Origin of the sequence: Pseudocolwellia agarivorans (assembly GCF_002000085.1) — a bacterium.
GTDB classification, from domain to species: domain Bacteria; phylum Pseudomonadota; class Gammaproteobacteria; order Enterobacterales; family Alteromonadaceae; genus Pseudocolwellia; species Pseudocolwellia agarivorans.
Map to the genome: position 1 here is coordinate 184,231 of NZ_MUZU01000004.1, position 22,305 is coordinate 206,535.

Here is a 22,305-nt window from a genome sequence, read left to right on the forward strand (position 1 = left end):
TAAGGGGTCCATAGTGAAAATTAGACGTTTTGTTGCCGCAGATATGAAAACTGCATTAGCGCAAATTAAAGAAGAGCTAGGGGCGGATGCTGTTATTATGTCAAATAAAAAGGTTGTTGAAGGTGTCGAAATTATGGCGGCTATCGACTATTACCCATCACAAGCCAAAGAGACTATTGCTCAAGAACCAACAGCAACGAATAAAAATCCTCAAGACTTGAGTAACGATATCGTAAGTTTGAGTGGTAACTCAGTTGCAGCACAGACTAAGCAAAGTGAAGAGAAAACAGAAGCAGCTTCAGCTCCTGTAGATAGCTTATCAGCTTTATTGAATCGCAAAGTACAGCAAGAGGCTCAAGCTGAAACTCATAGTAGCTTGAAAGAAACAGTACCGTCTTCAAGTAGTGATATTGAATTACAATTCAAAAATTTTACAGATCGCTTACAACAAACAACTCAACAAAGAAACGAAGAGCAACATACAGAGCAAAAAAATAGTGCTCAAACGGAATCAGCATCGTTTAATGATGTAAGTCATACAGAAAATACCAATGATACCCAAGCCTTTGATGAACCTTCTATAAATTCTTATACACCTGAAACTTCAGGTGAATTCGAAAATATGAAAAAAGAAATGCATACCATTCGTCATTTGTTAGAGCATCAATTATCAGGGCTGATGTGGCAAGATATGGCACAAAAAAATCCTCAAAAAGCATTGCTTATAAACAAGCTAGTTGCTTTGGGATTAACTGACCACATGGCAGACCAAATTGCAGGATTTATTCCGCCACAACAAAATGAACAAGATGCTTGGGAACAAGCTAAAAAGTTTATAGCTCAACAATTAAATACAACTAATAACGACATAATTCATCATGGTGGTGTTATTTCTTTAGTAGGGCCTACAGGTGTAGGAAAAACAACAACTATCGCTAAACTAGCTGCAAGATTTGCTCAAATTCATGGGGCTGACGAAGTGGTTTTAATCTCTACAGATAGTTTTAGAATTGGTGGTTTTGAACAGTTAACAACCTATGGTCGTATTATTGGCTGTCAGGTAAAACTGGCTAACGATGCACAAGCATTAGATGCCTTATTACAACAGTTTAGCCAAAAGAAACTTATTCTTATTGATACCGCAGGCATGGGACAAAGAGATATGCGTTTAGCGCAGCATTTAACCGATTTAATTGCTGATGCACGTGTACGAATTCGTAACTATCTTGTCTTATCAGCTAATACTCAGCAACGTGTTATGCAAGAAAATGTAGAAAGATTTAAAAAAATTCCATTGGCTGGCTGTATCTATACTAAACTTGATGAGAGTATTAGTATTGGTGAGATTATTTCTACCTCTATTCAGAATGGACTACCGATTGGATATTTAACCGATGGACAAAGAGTTCCTGAAGATATTAAAGTGGCTAACGCTGAAAAGTTAGTTACCTTAGCAGACAAAATGAGTAGCAGAATAAATCACCAACATGCTAGTACATGGCGACCAATGCCGAAAAAAGAAGCAAGTGCAGCATAAATTGAATATGTTTAGCAAAACAAACTAGCTTAAATTAAGTAAATTAGTTAAATTGAATGAAATTGATAAAAACTGCTTATAACTTCACGAGTTAAGATGTACTGAGCTATAATACACATACTTAGCAACATCTTTTCAGTGGATATGTCAGTGACGAGAAGATTTAAATGATAGACCAAGCGAGTGGTTTACGTAAGATGCAAGATTTACAACAAATTAAAGTAATAGCAGTTTCAGGTGGTAAAGGTGGCGTAGGTAAAACTAACGTATCTTTAAACACAGCCATAGCATTAGCTCAATTAGGCAAGCAAGTACTTGTTTTAGATGCCGACTTAGGGCTTGCTAATGTTGACGTTATGTTGGGACTTCGTGTTCAGCGTAACTTATCACATGTACTATCTGGTGAATGTGAATTAGACGATATTATTATTGAAGGCCCCGCCGGAATTAAAATTATTCCTGCAACGTCAGGTACTCAGTCTATGGTGGATCTAACACCTAATGAGCACGCCGGACTCATTCGTGCTTTTAGTGATATGCAAACAAAGTTTGATATTTTAATTGTAGATACCGCCGCTGGTATCTCAGACATGGTATTAAGTTTTTGTCGTGCTTCACAAAATGTCATGCTAGTTGTATGCGACGAACCCACATCAATTACCGATTGTTATGCGCTAATGAAACTGTTAAGCCGTGACCATGAGGTATTTAAATTTAAAGTTGTAGCTAATATGGTGCGCAGTCCTAACGAAGGGCAACAACTATTTGAAAAACTCTCTAAAGTAAGTGACAGATTTTTAGATGTAGGATTAGAGCTTGTTGGTGTTGTTCCTTTTGATGAAAACATACGTAAATCTGGTCGTAAACAAAAAGCAATAATTGAAGCATTTCCTAATTCACCTGCTTCAATAGGTTTTAGAAACTTAGCAAAAAATATCATGAAATGGCCTATTCCGCATCAACCATCAGGCCATTTAGAGTTCTTCATCGAACAATTATTAGAACATTAATATGCCAACTAACCTGACGTGAGTATATAAGTTTGGGAAAAGCAGATGCTTACAGTACTCAAACAGATAAATCTGTTCTAATAGAACAATATACTGTTTTAGTTAAACGAATTGCCTACCATCTACTTGCGAGGTTACCTGCAAGTGTACTTGTAGATGATCTCATTCAATCTGGAATGATTGGTCTTTTAGAAGCCTCAAATAATTTTGACCATACTAAAGGTGCAAGCTTTGAAACATTTGCAGGTATAAGAATTAGAGGAGCCATGTTAGATGAAATTCGACGTGGAGACTGGACACCTCGCTCTGTTCATAAAAATAGTCGTATGGTAACAGATGCAATAAAAGAATTAGAAGCCGAGTTAGGAAGAGATGTAACCGATAAGGAAGTAGCAGATAAACTTGATATTTCTTTAAATGAATACCATCATATTCTTAATGATGTAAGTTCTGGGAAAATAATCGGAATAGATGATTTAGGCATTAGTGAAGACGCTTTGAATTTAGAAGATAAAGAGAAAAGCAATGAACCCTACAATCAAATAGAACAAATTGTTTTTAAAAGAGCGTTAAGTGAATGTATTTCTACTTTACCTGAGCGAGAAAGTTTAGTACTTTCATTGTATTATGATGAAGAGCTTAACTTACGCGAAATAGGACAAGTTCTTGATGTAAGTGAATCAAGAGTGAGTCAAATTCACAGTCAGGCCATGCATCGTTTAAAAGCGCGTATGCATTCTTGGCAAAGTTAAGTAGAATACAATTAATTTAAAATTTTGAATGTTCTCACCGGAGGGTGCCTTGGATAAAAATATGAAAGTTCTTGTAGTTGATGATTTTTCAACGATGAGACGAATAGTGAAGAATTTGTTACGTGATTTAGGTTTTACTAACATTCAAGAAGCTGATGATGGCAATACAGCTTTACCTATGCTGCAATCAGGAGAGTTTGATTTTGTAGTAACCGATTGGAACATGCCGGGCATGCAAGGTATAGATTTATTAAAAGCTATACGAGCAGATGCAAGTTTGTCTCATATACCTGTTCTAATGGTAACAGCTGAAGCTAAAAAAGAACAAATAGTCATGGCTGCTCAAGCTGGAGTAAATGGCTACATTGTTAAACCTTTTACTGCTGCTACGTTAAAAACTAAACTCGATAAAATATTCGAACGTTTAGGTTAATTGAAGCTTTTTCATTAAAACCTAAATAAAGGATATTTTGCATGAGTAACTTGCCTAAAGTACATATTTCATTAGAACAAGCGAAGTTGTTAGTTGAATATTTAGAATCTGATCAACAAGATAAAGCTGATGAATTAGTTGCAGATATTCAAAACCCGATTAATACAGAATTGTTTGCTGAAATAGGGAAATTAACCCGTCAGTTACATGATTCTTTGAATAATTTTCAGGTAGATTCACGACTGACCGATTTAGCAAAAGCAGACATTCCTGATGCTAAAGAACGCCTCAATTATGTTATAGAAAGAACTGAAGAAGCTGCCAATAAAACAATGGATGCAGTGGAGGCTATTTTTCCTGTAATAGAGTCTTTACAAAGTAGAGTTGAAAACGTTAATCCTTTATGGACAAAGTTAATACAAAATAAACTCGAGCTACCTGAGTTTAAACAGTTATGCTTAGATATTGATCTACTATTAAAGTCAACGGGAAGTGAAACCGATAAAATTCGCGTATTAATGACAGATGTTTTAATGGCGCAAGACTTCCAAGATCTTACTGGCCAAGTTATACGTAAAGTGATTGATCTTGTAATAGAAGTTGAAGATGGTTTAATTGGAATGCTAACCGCATTTGGCATGTCTTCAGACTCAGTTCAAAATAAAGCTAAGCCTTCAGTAGGTGATAATTTGGTTGAAGGTCCGATTGTAAATACTAAAGAACGTAATGATGTTGTTTCAGATCAAGACGATGTTGACGATCTTTTATCAAGTTTAGGGTTTTAAGGAGTTGCTAAATGTCGTTTGAGCAAGATGAAGAAATTTTACAAGATTTTTTAATTGAAGCAGGTGAAATTCTAGAAGCCTTATCTGAACAATTAGTTGAGCTTGAAAATGATCCTGATAATGCTGATTTATTAAATGCAATATTTCGAGGATTTCATACTGTAAAAGGCGGCGCAGGCTTTTTATCATTAACTGAACTTGTCGATGTGTGTCATGGCGCAGAAAACATATTTGATCTACTAAGAAATAACCAAAGAACGGTTACTTCGGCATTAATGGACGTAATTTTACAAGCAACAGATTCTATTAATGAAATGTTTGCTTTAGTACAAGCAGGCGAACCATTAGTCCCAGCTGAACCCGAATTAATCGCTGAATTACATCGATTAAGCGTACCTGAATCTGAAGATGCTCCGGCCGCTGCTGTTGTGGCAGAACCCGAAGTTTCAACCTCATCTAATTCATCTGACGAAATGTCTGAAGACGAATTTGAAAAATTACTCGATGAACTACATGGCGGAGGTTCTGTAACGCCTCCTCCAGCTTCTACGCCGCCTAATGTAACAAGTAATAGTAACGAAATTACAGACGATGAATTTGAAAGTTTACTTGATGATTTACACGGACAAGGCGCGTTTTCTCCAGAAGTTAATAAACCTGCAGCTGCAAGTAATGTTATTGATGATGACGAATTTGAAAACTTGTTAGATGAACTTCATGGACAAGGAAAAGGACCACAAACATCAAATAACAAACCACAAGCTACTCCCGCACCAGCAACACCGCAACCAACACCTGTAGCACCAGCTAAGCCTACACCTGCTGCCAAACCTGCAACTTCTGAGAAAAAAGTATCACAACCTACAGCTTCTCAAGGAGAAACAACGGTTCGTGTTGATACTAAACGACTTGATCAAATCATGAATATGGTTGGGGAACTGGTATTAGTTCGAAATCGTTTAACCAGTTTAGGAATGACAAAAGAAGACGAAGAGCTAACCAAAGCGGTTTCTAATCTTGATGCTGTAACTACTGATTTGCAAGGCGCGGTAATGAAAACGCGTATGCAACCAATTAAAAAAGTGTTTGGTCGTTTTCCTCGAGTAGTACGTGACCTCGCTAGAAGCTTAAATAAAGAAATTAAGCTTATTCTAAAAGGTGAAGAAACTGATTTAGATAAAAACTTAGTTGAAGCGCTTGCTGACCCATTGGTGCATTTAGTACGAAATTCAGTAGACCACGGAATAGAAGATCCCGATGTACGTGAAGCTAATGGCAAAGAGAGAGAAGGTACTGTAGTACTTTCAGCTTCACAAGAAGGTGATCATATTCTACTAACCATCCGAGATGATGGTGCAGGAATGAACGCCGAAAAGTTAAAAGAAATAGCGATAACCCGAGGCGTATTAGATGCAGATGCAGCTGCAAGAATGTCAGATAGTGAAGCATTTAATTTAATTTTTGCACCAGGGTTCTCAACTAAAACTGAAATATCAGAAGTTTCTGGCCGTGGCGTAGGAATGGATGTTGTAAAAACTAAAATTACACAATTAAACGGTACAGTTAATATCGATTCTGAATTAGGAATTGGTACCATACTTGAAATTAAAGTACCTCTAACGTTAGCTATTTTACCAACCCTTATGGTCATTATTGGTAAGCAAACTTTTGCTTTACCGCTAGCTTGCGTGAACGAAATATTCCATTTAGATCTAACAAGCACCAACATAGTTGACGGACAATTAACGATTATCGTTAGAGATAAAGCCATTCCTTTGTTCTATTTAGATCAATGGCTAGTTCGAGACTATGTTGAAAAGCCTAGAGATACCGGGCATGTAGTTATTGTACAAGTAGGTACTCAGCAAGTTGGCTTCGTTGTAGACAGTTTAATAGGCCAAGAAGAAGTTGTTATTAAACCTCTTGATCGTTTATTGCACGGTACTCCAGGCATGGCAGGCGCTACAATTACAAGTGATGGCGGTATTGCATTAATTGTTGATGTGCCAAATCTACTCAAATATTACGCTAAGAAATCTAGTGTCCATAAAAAATTACGTACAAGATAAAGAGATAGTTAATGCCATATAAGGTATTAGTCGTAGATGACTCCAGTTTTTTTAGACGTCGGTTAACTGATATTTTAAATGCTGATCCAAACCTAAATGTTATTGATGTTGCAGTAAATGGTATCGACGCTGTAGAAAAAGCTAAAATACTTAAGCCTGATGTTATTACCATGGATATTGAAATGCCTCATTTAAATGGCATTGACGCGGTAAAGCAAATAATGAAACACTCGCCAACCTCAATTATTATGTTCTCTTCGTTAACACATGAAGGTGCTAAAATAACGCTTGATGCTCTTGATGCAGGAGCGTTAGATTTTTTACCTAAAAAGTTTTCTGAAATAGCTAAAACCACCTCAGATGCAGGCATAGTTTTACGTCAACGTGTTACTCAGTTAGCTCGGAAAAATTCTACGATCAAAGCAAGAACAAACTTAAGAGATATAGTCACTAATAAAACACCTATAAAAAGGGTATTGAGCGACGTTACTCAAAAAAGTAGAGTTGTGATTCAAAAATCACCACAAAACTATAAAATTCTCACAATAGGAACCTCAACCGGCGGACCTATTGCACTTCAAAAAGTACTAACCCAATTACCTGAAAATTTCCCTGTACCAATTCTTATTGTGCAACATATGCCAGCGTCATTTACTAAAGCCTTTGCTAATCGATTAAATAACTTATGCAAAATATCAGTTAAAGAAGCCGCTACCGGGGATGAACTAAAAGCTGGACATGCTTATGTAGCTCCAGGTGGTAAACAAATGGTTATTGATGGCAACGACTCAAAAGCTAAGTTAAAGATAATAGATGATCTTTCAGAAAGAGTTGCTTTTAAGCCCAGCGTTGATATTACTTTTGCTTCAACAGCTAGAGTGTTTGGTAAAGATGTATTAAGCATAATCTTAACGGGTATGGGCTCTGATGGTAAAGATGGATGTCGTTTATTAAAAGATAAAGGTGCCACTGTTTGGTCTCAAGATGAAGAGTCTTGTGTTGTGTATGGTATGCCGCAAGCTGTGGTAAAAGCAGGTTTATCTGACGAAGAGCTAGCATTAGATAAAATATCATCATCAATACTAAAAGTTTTTGATCTAAAATAAACGATTTAACTCAAAAATAGTATTAACTAATTGTTATTAATAGCTTTGATAGGAAGTTTTCTTGGTAGTTTGGACTGTAGCAAATCAAAAAGGTGGCGTTGGAAAAACTACATCAACAATAACGTTGGGCGGTTTATTAGCTGATCAAGGTTTGCGAGTGCTATTGGTTGATACGGATCCTCATGCATCATTAAGCTACTATTTTGGTATCGAGTCAGAAGAGTTAGACTTAAGTGTTTATAATTTGTTTCTTGAGTCTTCAACTAAAGAACAAGTATTACAAACCTTATGCCCAACACAATATCCTAATATTGATATTTTGCCCGCTACTATGGGGTTAGCAACATTAGATCGTGCCCTAGGTAAAAAAGGGGGCATGGGGCTAGTCCTTAAAAAAGCGATACATTTAATCGAAGATGAATACGATTACGTTTTAATTGACTGCCCGCCTATTTTAGGGGTGCTCATGGTTAACGCACTGGCCGCATCAGACAGAATAATTGTTCCAGTACAAACAGAATTTCTTGCATTAAAAGGGTTAGAGCGAATGATCAACACCTTAGATATAATGCAAGGAGAGCAAGCAGATCCCTTTAAATATACTATAGTTCCTACTATGTTTGATAAACGCACTAAAGCATCATTAATAACCTATAGAAAACTACAAGATATATATTTTGGTAAAGTATGGTCTGGTGTTATCCCAATTGACACTAACTTCAGAAATGCAAGCCAAGCACGTAAAGTACCGTCTGATTATTTGAGTAGTTCAAGAGGTGTGGTTGCTTATAAAAAATTATTACATGCCTTAATAGATGAACATAAAAGGTTGATATCTTAATGGATAAATCATTAACTGCTAGTAAGAAATTAATGAAAAATTACTTATCTGAGCTGTTAACAGAAGATAAAGAAGATTTAATTGAACAAAAAGCAGCGGAAGAAGAAAAGTTAAATAAACTACTTCAAAAAGCGAGTGCAGCCGAGCGTGTTAATGAAACGATAGCAAATACGGTTATTTCAAATAAATCTACTAATATTAATATAGACGAACAAAAAGTAGAGCTATTATCTAAATCTAACAAACAACCAGTTAAAAATACGCTACCAAAAGAAGAAGATAAAAATAAGCTTAAAGCAAAAAATACCAATAAAACATATCGAGACAAAAGTTTCCAAGCAATGTTTTTTGACGTTGCAGGCCTAACCATAGCCGTACCTTTAGTTGAATTGGGTGGAATTCATAACGTAGACAAAATAACCAACTTAATGGGGAAACCCAAATGGTTTGAAGGCGTTATGCTTCACAGAGAAGAAAAAATTAATGTAGTTGATACCGCACTTTGGGTAATGCCTGAAAAGTACAATGCAGAATTAAGAAAATCAATAAATTATCAATACGTTATAATGTTAAGTGACAGCAGTTGGGGATTGCAGGCAGAAAATTTAGTTGATACTGTTACATTAAAACCAGAAGACGTAAAATGGGTTAGCTCAGCTAAACGTCCTTGGTTAGCAGGATTAGTTAAAGACAGAATGTGTGCTCTTTTAGAAGTAGAATCATTAATTCAACTATTGAATAATGGTATAGATATACAGCAAATATAAATATTTGAAATTGAGGGTAATTAAATGTCTGACGAAAAGCGTAATGATAATCCTAGCCAAGCTAATGATGATGAAGTTTTACAATGGGTTACTTTTAAATTAGACACTGAAACGTACGGTATTAACGTAATGCAAGTGCAAGAAATTTTACGTTATAGTGAAATTGCACCTGTTCCAGGTGCTCCTCAATATGTTTTAGGTATAATTAACTTACGTGGCAATGTAGTTACCGTAATAGATACGCGCTCAAGATTTGGATTAGAATCAAGTGAAATCACAGACAACACACGAGTGGTTATTATTGAGTCTGACAATCAAGTTATTGGTATCTTAGTGGATAGCGCATCAGAAGTTGTATATTTACGCGCTTCAGATATTGATGTTGCCCCAAATGTTGGCAATGACGAAAGCGCTAAATATATACAAGGCGTTACCAACCGAGAAGGTGAACTTCTTATTTTAGTTGACTTAAATAAACTACTTTCAGACGACGAATGGGATGCAATTAAGCAGTCTTAATTACTGTAAATAAATATGTTTAATACCCCTGAATTTATAGTGCTAGGCGCCTTAATAATATTATTACTATGCATTATTATAATATTATTTATATCCGTTCGTTCGCTAAAAAAGCAAGTTCGTTTAACCGCAACAAGTATTGCTTCCAACGAATTACTTGTTAACCAGTTACAAACACTATTTTTACAGATTGATAAATCTTTAGCTGAAACTAACACTCAACATAGCGTACAAAATACAGAACTAAACCAAGTATCAAAACAGTTAGAGCATAGAATTAAAAACCTTCAAGACGATATTCTCAAATTACAACAAGTACAATCTCAACAACCAGAAGACAAATTATACAGCAGAGCACTTAAATTAGTTGAATTAGGAGCTGATGCAGAAGAACTTGTGAGAGAATGCGATATTCCTAAAGCAGAAGCAGATATCTTGATAGCTATTCATCAAAAGAAAAATCCACTTTAACTGTTCAATTTCTTACAAGATTTAACATTTTTACCGATAAATACTGTGATTATTGCAGACACATCATGTTAAAATGCCAAAAAATTACATTATATTCTCTACGAATATAGGTCAGCTAATCTCATGGAACAGCGAATAGTCATATGAAGATCCCCTCAGAAAAATCTATTTTAATTGTATTTATAGTTGGTTTATTAGCTATTAGTGGTTGTTCTTCCACCCCGTCGAATAACGCATATGCAGACCCTAAAGATCCTTTAGAATCAATTAATAGACCTTTTTGGACCTTTACATGGGACTATGCGGATAAGTATGTTGCAAGACCCGCCTCTTCAGCTTATGCCGAGTATGTACCTACCGATTTAAGAACAGGCGTTTACAACATGGCGCTTAACCTTAACGAACCTTCTGCAATTATTAATAACTTACTACAAGCCAAGTTTTCTGACGCAGCCGTAAGTACTGGTCGATTTTTATTAAATTCTACTATTGGCTTATTCGGCTTTTTTGACCCCGCGAGCGATTTTGGTTGGGCCAGAAAACAAGAAGAATTTGGCGAAGTATTAGGTAGCTATGGCGTAGGCGATGGACCTTATCTTGTTGTACCGGGCTTAGGTCCATCTTCAGTAAGAGAAGAGGTTGGTGACTATGTTGACAAATATTATTGGCCGTTAGCTGCCATAGACTTTTGGCCCAATATTGTAAGAATGGCTGTGGTTGGGCTAGAGCAAAGGGCTTCATTATCGCAACAAGAAAAACTGATAGATGAATCTATAGACTCTTATGAATTTGTCAAAAATGCTTATTTTCAAAACTTAAAGTTTAAAGTTTATGACGGTAACCCACCTATTGAAGTTAATGCGGCTGATGAAGCTGAGCTTGAAGCATATTTAGATGAGATAGATTAAACTAATAAATATTTGTTTATTTTATAATTTATACACTGTGGGTTTCATGATAACGCTTTAAGCTACTTTATGCTTAGAGCGTAAAGTGATAGAATCCTTACCCGAAAGATTTGTACCAACTTATGGTATTTATAATTAAATTTTGCTCTAGGACAACTTTTTTAATGATAACTTTTTTACACAAATCAACGCTGTTACTTTTAGTGTTTTTATCATGTTTTTCTTTTGTCGCACTTTCTGCACAGTTACCCAGTAATATTTCTCCTCAACAATTAGAGCAATTTAAAAAATTATCTCCAGCACAACAAAAATCATTAGCATCAAGCATGGGAGTTGATTTAAGTACAATTCAATCTCAAGTTAAAAAAAATAATATAAGTGAAGACGAAACAAAAAACTTACAACAATATTACCCTAGAGGAACCCAGTTTGATGAAATGGGAAACCCAATAGGTTTATCAGAAGAAGAGTTAGCTGAAGAAGACGAAGATGAATTAAAGCCATTTGGTTACGATGTTTTTGCTAACGCACCATTAACTTTTGCTCCTTCAATAGATATCGCTATACCTGATGATTACACTATTGGAACAGGGGATGTACTCAGCGTACAAATGTTTGGTAAAGAAAATAATGAATACGAATTAATTGTTTCAAGAGAAGGCAAAGTAACCTTTCCTGAGCTCGGTGCATTTAAAGTCGCAGGTATGACTTTTGAAGAAGTTAAAAAATATTTAAAAAATGAAATTCAAAATAAAGTGCTAGGTGTTGATATCGTTTTAACATTAGCTGAGCTACGATCTATTCGAGTTTTTGTTTTAGGAGAAGCTTTTAAGCCTGGTAATTATTTACTTAGTTCATTATCCAGTATTACTCATGCTATTTTTTCTGCAGGTGGGATAAGTGATATAGGATCTTTACGTAATGTTCAATTAAAAAGAGCGGGTAAATTAGTTTCTTCGCTTGATTTATATGACTTATTAATTAATGGTGACTCCAGCAGCGATGTTTTACTAAAATCTGGAGACGTTATTTTTATTCCACCAGTCGGAAGTAGAATTTCCATTGATGGTGAAGTAAAAAGACCCGCAATTTACGAGTTAAAAAAAGAAGAAAATTTTAACTCTATTCTAAAAATGGCCGGAGGAATGTTACCTTCAGCTTATCCATCATCAACCATTGTTGAACGTTATAATAGTCGCAATTTACGTTCAGTTGTTAACATTGATTTATCTATTGCAGAAAACCTAGCCAAAAAAGCCAGAGCTGGCGATTATATTCGTGTAATGGCAACATCGAGTAATTTTGAAGATAGTGTATCTATTATAGGAGCTGTATCACGTCCAGGTAATTATCAATGGAAGCCTGAGCAAAAGGTATCCGACTTACTACCGAACATTTCTTCTTACTTACTTGAAAATGCAGATCTAACGTATAGCATTATTGTAAGGCAAATGAACCATTCACGTGATATAGAAATAATACAGTTTAGTATTGCTGATGCATTGTCTGATAAAAATGCTATTGATAACGTTTCATTAAAGCCTTTAGATAAAATACTTGTATTTTCAAATGTTGAAAGAAATAGCCAAGAACTGACAAACTTAGATGAATTTCTTTTAACCGAAACAGAGCTTTTAGAAAAAGAAAAAGAAGTATTAATTAAAAGCTATGAAGATAATTTATTTTGGGAGCAATATGGTGAAAATGCAGAACCTGTTAATCCATTTAAAGAAGAAGATAAGGCAGAAGAAACTTACAACGCTACTAAAAAATCATTAAAAGATCTTAAAGAAAAAAATATAGAACAAGAACTAAAACCTAACGAAATAAGTTTCTTTTCAAGACAAAGATTATTAGCACCAGTAATTAAACAACTAAAAAGACAAGCCTCTTTGAACCAACCGTTAAAGCTAGTTGTTATTGACGGAGCTGTAAAATATCCCGGTACATATCCCTTAGCCAACAATGCTAGCGTAGTTGACTTAATTAAAGCCGCTGGTGGTTTGTTAGAGTCTGCCTTTTTACAAAAAGCCGAATTATCAAGGTTTGAAGTGAACAATAAAGCAGCCAATAAAACATTGGTTAACCTTAATTTAGCTGATGCCTTAGCTAGCTCAGAGACAAGCTTTCGTTTAAAAAGTAAAGATCGATTAAATATAAATCATATTCCCGCATGGCAAAAAGATCAAACAGTAGAATTACTAGGAGAGTTTAAGTTTCCGGGACGTTATACCGTTAGAAGAGGCGAAACTCTTGCTAAATTAATTGAAAGGGCTGGAGGTTTTACTGAGTACGCAGACATTCAGTCTTCTCTTTTTACGCGTGAGAAATTAAAGCAAGTTGAATTACAAAATTTAATCGATGTTTCTCAAAATTTACGAAATGAAATTGCTTCAAAATCATTATCTCAAAGAGAAGGCAGCCAAATTTTAGATTACGAACAAGCTAACTTATTATTAGCAGATCTTACTAAAGTTGAGCCTGTAGGGCGTTTAGTCGTTGATATTGAGAAAATAAACGATGGGCGTTCATTTGATATACTACTAGAGGATGGAGATGCTTTATACGTATCGCCAAAGCAAAACACAATCAATGTAGTCGGCCAAGTTCAAATTGCATCGTCTCATTTGTTTGAAAAAGGCTTAACGGCTTTTGACTATATTAAATTAAGCGGCGGAGCTAAAAAACAGGCTGATGAAGACAGGATTTATATCATAAAAGCTAATGGAGCTGTTGAAATACCAAATAACGATAATTGGTTTACAGCCAACAGTGGTCAATTACAACCGGGTGATACGGTTGTTGTACCATTAGATTCATACTTTATGGATGATCTAACCTTATGGCAAACCGCAACTCAAATTTTATATCAAGCTTCAGTTGCCGTAGCTGCAATTGCAAGATTGTAAAGGTAAATTTATGTAATAGAATGTAATGCTTATGTGCAAAATGCATAAACAAAGATATACTAAACACATTCAACTTAGTTACAATATGTATTGTAACTAATTTAATTTTAATAACTTTCAACTGGTATACATTAAATGTTATTTATAATACCTGCTTTATGCGTGGCTTTTTTTTCATCTATATTTACTATTAAAGTACTGCTTCCGTTAGCGCCACAAATAGGTCTAATTGATTATCCATCAGATAGAAAAAATCATGATGGTGCTATTCCTCTTATAGGGGGTATATCAATATTTACCGGTGTACTTATTGCTTCATCTTTATTTGTAGAGCAAAGCCAACTTTTAAATTTATACTTAATTTCATCCGCACTCCTTGTGTTTATAGGTACAATGGATGATATTTACGATCTTAGTGTAGCACCTCGTATGATCTTTCAAGGTCTTGTTGGTGCAATTATGGTTTTTGGTGGTGGTATATACATCAGTAATCTTGGTGATCTATTTATACTAGGTGATATAGACATCGGGTATTATGGAATAATATTTACCATGCTCGCTTGTATTACTGCCATTAATGCTTTTAACATGATTGATGGGATAGACGGGCTAGCGGGGTCAATGAGTATTGTCTCTATTTCATCTATCGCTATTTTAACTTTGTTTGCTGATAGTCAAAGAGATGTGTTACTACCACTTATTATTGTGGTGGCTATTATCCCTTACCTTTTTTATAACGTAAGTACACGTAACCCCAGAGGTAAAAAAATCTTCATGGGAGATGCTGGTAGCATGTTTATGGGCTTAACGGTTATATGGTTACTTACCTTAGGCACTCAACATACAGAAACGCAAGAAGCGGCTTTTAGGCCCGTTACTGCCTTATGGATAATCGCTGTTCCTATTATGGATATGTTTGCCATAATGTTTAGGCGTATTCGTAAAGGTGTGTCGCCTTTTAAAGCTGACACCGGTCATTTACATCATATTTGTTTAAGATTAGGACTTACTTCTAGGCAAGCGCTTTGGGCCATATGTGGTTTAGCTATATTTTGCGCACTTATTGGTATTGCAGGAGAAGTCGCTTCTGTTCCTGAATGGATAATGTTACATTGTTTTATAGCTTTATTTTTATTGTATTCGTTTGCTATTCAACATTCATGGAAATTTGTTAGAGCGCTTAAATAATAACGTAATAAAGTAGTGATATATTACATTAAATAAGTAAGCATAGGTATTGTTATAAAATTGTTATAAAACTGATGTTTTTTGCTTGAATTTTATACGCTTGCTTGTAAAGCACGGTTTATTGACACTAATAAGCACTTTTTTGTATTAACTTATTGACAATAGACCAAGTAATCATTAAATTTCACACTCATTGTAATTTAATTGAGCATTTAGTTAGTAGTTATGATGCAGTGATGCTTAATTGATAAATGAGGGAGGGCATGCCAATAAATTTCTTTATTTGTTTGTTATGGCTGAACGAATTGAAACAATTAATTAATAGCAAAATGTAAATACAATGATTAAAAACTAATATAGTTTTAAAAGAACACGTGTTCACAAGTCTTTAACGTTACATATAAGTAATTAAAGGCTTAAATATATAAATGGAGTAAACTTAGAATGAAAAAATTTAATTTAGCAGCATTACCATTAGCAGTTGCCGGTGTTTTAGCATCAACTTCTGCACTTGCTGGTACAGAAGCTTGTTTTGAAGTATATAAAGGTGGGGATGCTTTAGCGACTGCTGCTTTTGCTACACCATACAACTTAGCTGCATGTAAAGAAACTCGTGGTGGCGCTGCTGCTGATGATTTAGCCATTAATGATGTTGTTGCAATAGCATATGAACTTACTGGTAAAAATTCAGACGGTGAAAAAGTTTTTGATATCGATTTTGACGATATTGATAACACAGGTGCTATAACTGGTGATGATCAATACATTGTTTACATCCCAACAACTGATATCCCAGGCGGCACAAAAATTGATATGATGCTTTCTGGTTCAGAAGCTGAATTTTCAGGTAACGGTAACCAAATTCATTTAGTTAAATATGATGAAGTTGCAGCTGATGGTTCTTTTCTTGCTGTTGCATCATCAGATGGTACATTAGATGGGACTGATAGCATTACGTTTATTACAAAAGCTGGTACTACAATCGGTGCTGGTACTCGTTTAATTTTCTCTAAAGTATCAACTGGTGCTGCTGATGCTGATTTAGTACCTGTAGGTATTAAATTGGGTAACACACAGTGTACTGATGCAACTCGTTCTTCTTCAGTAATGTTAGAAGTAACTGATGCAGTTACGGATGGTGGTACTGGTTACTCTATTCAAGGTGCTGTTTCAAAACCACAAGTAATTGCTGAAATTTCTCCACAATTTTACGCTTTACATGGTGGCACAACTGCTGAAGCATTAGTTAACGCTGAAAGTGAAGACTCTGCTAACACTGCAATCATTGCTCGTACTGAGTTTGTATACAATGCTGGTGATGCTTCTGATCAACTAATTGTTAAGCAACATGAAGCTGTTTACAAAACTTCATTTTATGATCGTGCAGCTGTATTAGACCAAGCAATTAGTTTAGATGCAGACGATCACTTAGAAACTAAATTTGTAGCTAGCTCTGCTCCTGGTGATGAAGTTGAAATGGGTCTTTATAATGGTCGTACTGCTGCTACAGGTGTTTTAGCTGGTCAAGAAGATGTTGAAACAGGTACTACTTGGGGTAAGTTTGGTTTAAATGAAGCTGCTGCTACTACATATAATACAGAAGCATTAGATTTATTCCCGGCGGTTGTACCAGTTGGTTCAGATGCTGAAACTAACCCTGCACTTGCTGCATCTAATCTTTTTGGTGCTGTATATAACGAAATGTACTATGTTGTAACTAACGATCGTGCTCCTGGTGCTGCTTCTGAAGAAATTATGAACTTTAACTACTCAGTTGACACTCATTACACTTTAGACTTTGGTACTGACAACGAGTTAGATCACTGTGCACAAGAGAAAAAATCTCATCAAATCGGTGTTAACGGTGCGGTTCTTAAAGTTCCTTACGTAGTAAGTGCAGCAGGTAACTTTGTACGTATTACTAACGAACATGACGAAGCTGCTGAAGTAACATTTGATATGTTTGGTGAATCTACAGATGGTACTGTTGAAAATCGTAAAGTTACAGCTATCTCTTTAGGTACTGTTGCTGCACAATCTTCAGTTGTTTACCTTGTTCCTGAAATTTTATCAGCAGCACAAGCAGCTGGTTACTTAGGTCAAGACGGCGGATACGCTGCTGCAGATTTCGGTTCTAACGCTAAGTCTGGTGATAACCGTCACACAGTAACATTTACTGTTACAGCGCCACGTGATTCAGTTCACGGTGTATCTGTACAGAAAATTATCGGTGGTTTAGACCGTGTAATGCCAGTACTTGACCAAAACGAATGGTCACAGTAATTTAGTATTATAATTAAAATACGACATGCTTTTTTACAATTATTTAAGCATTATTAAACAGTAATAGTTTGTTTACTAATTGCTAATTAATAACGAAGCAGTACAATAAAGCCCTCGCATTTGCGGGGGCTTTTTTTTGTGATCATTTTGTATATTTTATTTTTAGAGGAAAATACGTGAAGAAATTAATAATAGTGGCATTAGTTGCATTTTTGAGTGCTTGTCAAACAACATCAGATACTACTGAAATTGAGCAACTTAAAGCCGAGATAAAACAACTTAAACATATACAAGCTTTAGTTGCACAAAAAGTAGGGTTAGGTGAGTTAGTACGTCCTGATGAAATATCAATTACAAATGGTCAACGTGTAGGTGAAGAGTCAGCTAATATTGTTTTACTTGAATTTACAGATTTACATTGCCCATTTTGTGCTACATATCATAAGAATGTATGGCCACAAATAAAAGCCGATTATGTTGATACAGGTAAGGTGTTATTTGTAGGTAAAGAGTTACCATTGCCTAAGCTACATCCTAGAGCTGCTTATGCAGCCGTAACCTTACGCTGTGCAGCAAAACAAGGTGCTTACAGCGACACTAAAAATTATTTGTTTGAAAAAGGCCAAAAGTTTGCAGAAAGTGATTTAACTGAAATTACTACGTTAAATAATTTAGATGTAGAGGTATTTGAAGCCTGTTTGAAAGATGTGAGCGTTCATAATGCTATTACCAGTTCGTTACTCGATGCCAAAAAATTAGGCTTTGCTTCTACGCCTACTTTTATTATTGGTGTACGAAAAGGCGATGCAATTACTGATTACGAAATTGTTAATGGCGCAGGTTCCGTTGAAAGTTTTACAGATATTTTTGATAAATTATTAGCAAAAAACAAATAATTTAACATTGTTAGTGTGTTACGCATAGAGTGAGGAATCAGCTTTCCTCACAAGTCTGTTTAAATACCGAGACTTTAGATAAAATAACTATAGATAACTTTTTTATCACCATGTTAGTAGGCATTAATGTGGTGATTATTTTATGTGTTATTAGCAAGGTAAATATTCAAGTTAAGGTAAGGGTTTTAAGTAATATGAGAAGTTATAAACGAATTAATAAAGGATTTACTCTAGTTGAATTACTTATTGTAATGGTAATTTTAGGGTTATTATCAGCCATTGTTGCTCCACGTATGTTTAGTAAAGTTTCATCAGCTAAAGTTGGTACAGCCAAAGCTCAAATGCAAGTAATTGCTACTGCATTAGACTCTTATCGTTTAGATATTGGTTATTACCCTGAGAATTTAGATCAACTTGTTAAGTCTGAAGATCCTGCTTGGGATGGACCTTATTTTCCAAAAGCGATCCCTCTTGATCCTTGGAAAAATGATTATGAGTACAATAGAACTAAAAATGAACAAACCGGTGAAGATTTTTCACTTAAAAGTTTAGGCCGCGATAAGAAACCGGGCGGAGAAGGTGAGGATTCAGATGTGGAATTCTAAAGTTGAAGACTACATTCGTCATCACGAAATAATTGATAATAATCGATTAGACGAAGCCAAAAAATATCAAGCGAGCTCTGGTCATTTTATAGAACAAATATTATCTCATTCGGGCTGGATTGACGAAGAACAACTGTGTGAGATGTATTGTCATTTACTATCACTTTCACATTGGATACATGGCTTTCAACTGACATCTGCCCAACTACTATTATTAGATAATGTTAACTTTAAATTTTTAGCTAAATATCAAATGATCCCAGTGCACTTAGATGATGGCACTCTCACTATTGCTATTTGCTCTCCACATAATCAAGAGGCTTTTGACTATAGCCGTTTTTTACCCTATAGCGTTAATTTTGCCTGTATAACTGAAAAAGATTTTGAGTTATTTCAGGAACAATATAAAGCAATGTTACCTAACGCACAGCAAATCGACATTAGTGGTGACAATGTAGAAATGCTGAAAGAATTAGCATTGGGAGCTCCAACGGTTAATTTAGTGAATAATTTAATTAATAAAGGTATTAAGCTTGGAGCATCAGATTTACATATTGAACCTATTAATGGGCGGTTTAGGGCTCGTTATCGAATAGATGGTATTTTAAAAGAAGCAGATCCTATTCCTTATAGTTTGCAATTAGCGGTAATTTCAAGAATAAAAATTTTGTCTAATATGGATATTGCTGAAAAAAGACGTCCCCAAGATGGAAAAATTGAAATGAGGGCGGGTAGTACCGATTTAGACATCCGTTGTTCTACCTTGCCGTTAGGGCAAGGGGAAAGTGTTGTAATGCGTTTCCTAATCAGAAATGCAGTTAAATTTGACTTACAAAAGCTTGGATATGCAGAAGATCTAATTGCACGAGTTAATGAAGATTTAAAGCGTACTTCAGGTGTTATTTTAATGACTGGCCCTACAGGTTCAGGTAAAACGACGTCTTTGTATTCATTTCTTAACCAAATTAATACTTTAGATATTAAAATTATTACTCTGGAAGACCCAATTGAGTATCAGTTACCGGGTATTAATCAGGTACAAGTAAACCCTGATATTGGATTTGATTTTTCGGCAGGGCTTCGTAGTATTGTACGTCAAGATCCTGATGTGATCATGGTTGGTGAAATTAGAGATAATGAAACTGCTAAAATTGCTTTGCAATCGGCACTTACTGGTCATTTAGTGTTTAGTACTGTGCATACAAATGATGCTCCGTCTGCATATACTCGATTGATGGAATTAGGCATTGAAGAGTATTTGTTAAATGCTGGTTTAGTTTCAATAATGGCACAACGCTTAGCTCGAACATTATGTCATCATTGTAAAAAAGAAAGCGATGAACCTAATGTTATTAGCAAGTACGATCTGGCCGACTTAGCTAAACGTTACAATATAGAAAACTTTACGATATATGCTCCTGTTGGCTGTTCACACTGTGAAAACTCTGGTTATTTAGGTCGAGTGGCATTTTTAGAATATTTACCATGTGATGTTGAAGTAAAAAGATTACCGAAAGATGAAAAATTATTAGATAATTTATATCTTTTAATGAAAAACAATAATCTACGTTCACTTAAAGAAGATGGGTTTTTAAAAGCATTACAAGGTGTTACTTCCATAGATGAAGTATTAAGGGTTGCAGGTTGAGCCAGTTATTCCGCTATAAAGCTTATGATCGCTCGGGTAAAAATGAAGAAGGCGAAATTAGCGCTCAAAATAAAGCTGAAGCAGAGCACATTTTGCTTGAGAGAGATTTACTCGTTATAAAAATTTCTCCTATTAAACTGGGTAGCCGCTCTAATAAAGTTTCGCTTGCTGACATTGAACAATCTACTGAGCAATTAGCTATTTTATTAAATAATGGTTTGAAAATAGATAAAGCTTTAGAGGTTTTGGCGAAAACTAATAGTAAAAGTGGTGTTGGACGTGTATGGAAAAGTATTCTTGATGAAATTAAAAAAGGTAAGTCATTAAGTGAGTCAATAGAAACACAAGTTGATATTTTTTCATCATTGTATTGTGAAATGGTTAAAATAGGTGAAAGTACTGGTAATTTACCCATTGTTTTCACTCGTTTAAGTGAAAATTTACGTTTTCAAATTAGTTTAAGAAGTAAAGTTTTACAGGCAATAAGCTATCCATTTTTTATTTTACTTGTATGTGTTAGTGCTATTTGGGCTATTTTTAATTTTGTTGTACCCAGTATGTCGACTATGTTTGAGTCTATGGAAGAAGTACCATCTTATACACAGTTTTTACTCGATGTTAGTCAAAATGTACAAGAGTATCAAATACATGCGATTGTTGTTGTTTTTACCGTAATATTTTCTGGAATTTATTTTTTTAATCAACCCAAAACACGTAATAAATTTATTGCCTTCATGGTGAAATTACCTTTAATAAAAGGCATTACAAATAAGGCTGATAGAATTCGTTTTGCCACTGCTTTACAGTTAACCTTAGAAAGTGGCGTTAATTTATCAAGCGCACTTAAACTTGCAGGTGAAACTGTTATTGATGTGCAACTAAAGCAAAAGCTTGCCACTATTGCTAGCCAAGTATCTTCAGGTAGCCAATTAAGCGATGGTTTACAAACTGCCCGTTTATTTGACGATGTTGCTCTTTCATTAGTTGCCGTAGGAGAAGAAAGTGGAACTTTAGATAATTCATTTCGTGAAATTGCCTCTCGTTCACGTCAAAACTTTGAAAGTTGGCTAATGAGATTTACAGCATTACTTGAGCCTTTACTTATTTTAATAATGGGTGGAGTTGTTGGATCTGTGGTTATCATTATGTTGTTAAGTATAGTGTCGATTAACGATGTTTCTTTCTAAAAAAAATAGAGCAAAAGGCTTTACGTTAATTGAGTTGCTTATTGTTTTAGTATTAATAGGTTTAAGTTCCTCTTTTGTTCTCCCATCTATGTGGCAACAGCTTGAACAAACTAAATATCGATCAGAAATCGCTAAAATAAAATCGCTGTTTAGCTATTGTAAACAGTATGCATATTATAAAGGCACTGTTTTAGAAATTGAGGTTGTTGACAGTAAGTTTTTGATTAAAGATACCCGCAATGGCAAATTATTAAGAACCGTAAATTTTGAAACGTTTAGTTTTGAAAAAGGTATGCTTTTTTTCGATGTGAAATCTAGTTTTAGCAAGACTAGCTTAATGATTATTCGGAATAACGAAAAAGGTTCATTTCAGCTTGAAATCTAAACAGAA

Annotated in this window: 20 protein-coding genes; all 20 read left to right on the top strand. The window is 35.0% G+C overall.

Annotated elements, in window-relative coordinates; genetic code table 11:
• The first annotated feature begins 13 nt into the window (after positions 1 to 13).
• The 20 genes from flhF (at position 14) to B0X80_RS08205 (ending at position 22,299) form a co-directional block, all read left to right on the top strand.
• A complete protein-coding gene (gene flhF / locus B0X80_RS08110; protein ID WP_077339352.1) occupies positions 14 to 1,537 on the top strand; it encodes a flagellar biosynthesis GTPase FlhF in 1,524 nt (507 codons plus the stop codon).
• 167 nt (positions 1,538 to 1,704) lie between these two features.
• Positions 1,705 to 2,547 carry a MinD/ParA family protein gene (locus B0X80_RS08115; protein ID WP_077339354.1) on the top strand — a complete coding sequence of 281 codons (843 nt, stop codon included), beginning with the start codon at positions 1,705 to 1,707 and terminating at the stop codon, positions 2,545 to 2,547.
• Between the two features lie 32 nt (positions 2,548 to 2,579).
• The gene (locus B0X80_RS08120; RefSeq protein ID WP_077339356.1) at positions 2,580 to 3,299 is read left to right on the top strand and encodes an RNA polymerase sigma factor FliA; all 720 of its coding nucleotides are present in this window, start codon (positions 2,580 to 2,582) and stop codon (positions 3,297 to 3,299) included.
• A gap of 49 nt (positions 3,300 to 3,348) precedes the next feature.
• Positions 3,349 to 3,732: a chemotaxis response regulator CheY gene (gene cheY, locus B0X80_RS08125; RefSeq protein WP_076416940.1), complete on the top strand. Its 384-nt coding sequence runs from the start codon at positions 3,349 to 3,351 to the stop codon at positions 3,730 to 3,732.
• Between the two features lie 41 nt (positions 3,733 to 3,773).
• The gene (locus tag B0X80_RS08130; RefSeq protein ID WP_077339358.1) at positions 3,774 to 4,517 is read left to right on the top strand and encodes a protein phosphatase CheZ; all 744 of its coding nucleotides are present in this window, start codon (positions 3,774 to 3,776) and stop codon (positions 4,515 to 4,517) included.
• An 11-nt stretch (positions 4,518 to 4,528) separates the two neighbouring features.
• On the top strand, positions 4,529 to 6,586 hold the full coding sequence (locus B0X80_RS08135; RefSeq protein ID WP_077339360.1) for a chemotaxis protein CheA: 2,058 nt from the start codon (positions 4,529 to 4,531) through the stop codon (positions 6,584 to 6,586).
• An 11-nt stretch (positions 6,587 to 6,597) separates the two neighbouring features.
• Positions 6,598 to 7,692 (top strand): protein-glutamate methylesterase/protein-glutamine glutaminase, encoded by a 1,095-nt coding sequence (locus B0X80_RS08140; protein WP_077339362.1) that lies wholly within the window; start codon positions 6,598 to 6,600, stop codon positions 7,690 to 7,692.
• 61 nt (positions 7,693 to 7,753) lie between these two features.
• Positions 7,754 to 8,533, top strand: a complete 780-nt coding sequence (locus B0X80_RS08145) for a ParA family protein (RefSeq protein WP_077339364.1) — start codon at positions 7,754 to 7,756, stop codon at positions 8,531 to 8,533.
• Positions 8,533 to 9,300: a chemotaxis protein CheW gene (locus tag B0X80_RS08150; protein WP_245825417.1), complete on the top strand. Its 768-nt coding sequence runs from the start codon at positions 8,533 to 8,535 to the stop codon at positions 9,298 to 9,300. Before B0X80_RS08145 ends, B0X80_RS08150 begins: the two co-directional genes overlap by 1 nt.
• A 24-nt stretch (positions 9,301 to 9,324) precedes the next feature.
• Positions 9,325 to 9,819 carry a chemotaxis protein CheW gene (locus tag B0X80_RS08155; protein ID WP_077339366.1) on the top strand — a complete coding sequence of 165 codons (495 nt, stop codon included), beginning with the start codon at positions 9,325 to 9,327 and terminating at the stop codon, positions 9,817 to 9,819.
• A 15-nt stretch (positions 9,820 to 9,834) separates the two neighbouring features.
• A complete protein-coding gene (locus B0X80_RS08160; RefSeq protein WP_077339368.1) occupies positions 9,835 to 10,290 on the top strand; it encodes a DUF2802 domain-containing protein in 456 nt (151 codons plus the stop codon).
• A 143-nt stretch (positions 10,291 to 10,433) separates the two neighbouring features.
• On the top strand, positions 10,434 to 11,198 hold the full coding sequence (locus B0X80_RS08165) for an MlaA family lipoprotein (protein WP_077339370.1): 765 nt from the start codon (positions 10,434 to 10,436) through the stop codon (positions 11,196 to 11,198).
• A gap of 164 nt (positions 11,199 to 11,362) precedes the next feature.
• A complete protein-coding gene (locus B0X80_RS08170) occupies positions 11,363 to 14,107 on the top strand; it encodes a polysaccharide biosynthesis/export family protein (protein WP_077339372.1) in 2,745 nt (914 codons plus the stop codon).
• A gap of 135 nt (positions 14,108 to 14,242) precedes the next feature.
• Positions 14,243 to 15,295 (top strand): UDP-N-acetylglucosamine--undecaprenyl-phosphate N-acetylglucosaminephosphotransferase, encoded by a 1,053-nt coding sequence (wecA, locus tag B0X80_RS08175; protein ID WP_077339374.1) that lies wholly within the window; start codon positions 14,243 to 14,245, stop codon positions 15,293 to 15,295.
• Between the two features lie 444 nt (positions 15,296 to 15,739).
• On the top strand, positions 15,740 to 17,578 hold the full coding sequence (locus tag B0X80_RS08180; protein WP_077339376.1) for a hypothetical protein: 1,839 nt from the start codon (positions 15,740 to 15,742) through the stop codon (positions 17,576 to 17,578).
• A 176-nt stretch (positions 17,579 to 17,754) separates the two neighbouring features.
• Positions 17,755 to 18,474 carry a DsbA family protein gene (locus B0X80_RS08185; RefSeq protein ID WP_175623905.1) on the top strand — a complete coding sequence of 240 codons (720 nt, stop codon included), beginning with the start codon at positions 17,755 to 17,757 and terminating at the stop codon, positions 18,472 to 18,474.
• A gap of 194 nt (positions 18,475 to 18,668) precedes the next feature.
• Positions 18,669 to 19,079: a type II secretion system major pseudopilin GspG gene (gene gspG / locus B0X80_RS08190; RefSeq protein ID WP_077339591.1), complete on the top strand. Its 411-nt coding sequence runs from the start codon at positions 18,669 to 18,671 to the stop codon at positions 19,077 to 19,079.
• Positions 19,066 to 20,727 (top strand): GspE/PulE family protein, encoded by a 1,662-nt coding sequence (locus tag B0X80_RS08195; protein WP_089024849.1) that lies wholly within the window; start codon positions 19,066 to 19,068, stop codon positions 20,725 to 20,727. The genes gspG and B0X80_RS08195 overlap by 14 nt, the downstream gene beginning before the upstream one ends.
• Positions 20,724 to 21,914, top strand: coding sequence for a type II secretion system F family protein (locus B0X80_RS08200; protein ID WP_077339380.1), 1,191 nt, complete (start codon positions 20,724 to 20,726; stop codon positions 21,912 to 21,914). The genes B0X80_RS08195 and B0X80_RS08200 overlap by 4 nt, the downstream gene beginning before the upstream one ends.
• A complete protein-coding gene (locus tag B0X80_RS08205; RefSeq protein ID WP_077339382.1) occupies positions 21,901 to 22,299 on the top strand; it encodes a prepilin-type N-terminal cleavage/methylation domain-containing protein in 399 nt (132 codons plus the stop codon). The genes B0X80_RS08200 and B0X80_RS08205 overlap by 14 nt, the downstream gene beginning before the upstream one ends.
• Positions 22,300 to 22,305: the final 6 nt, after the last annotated feature.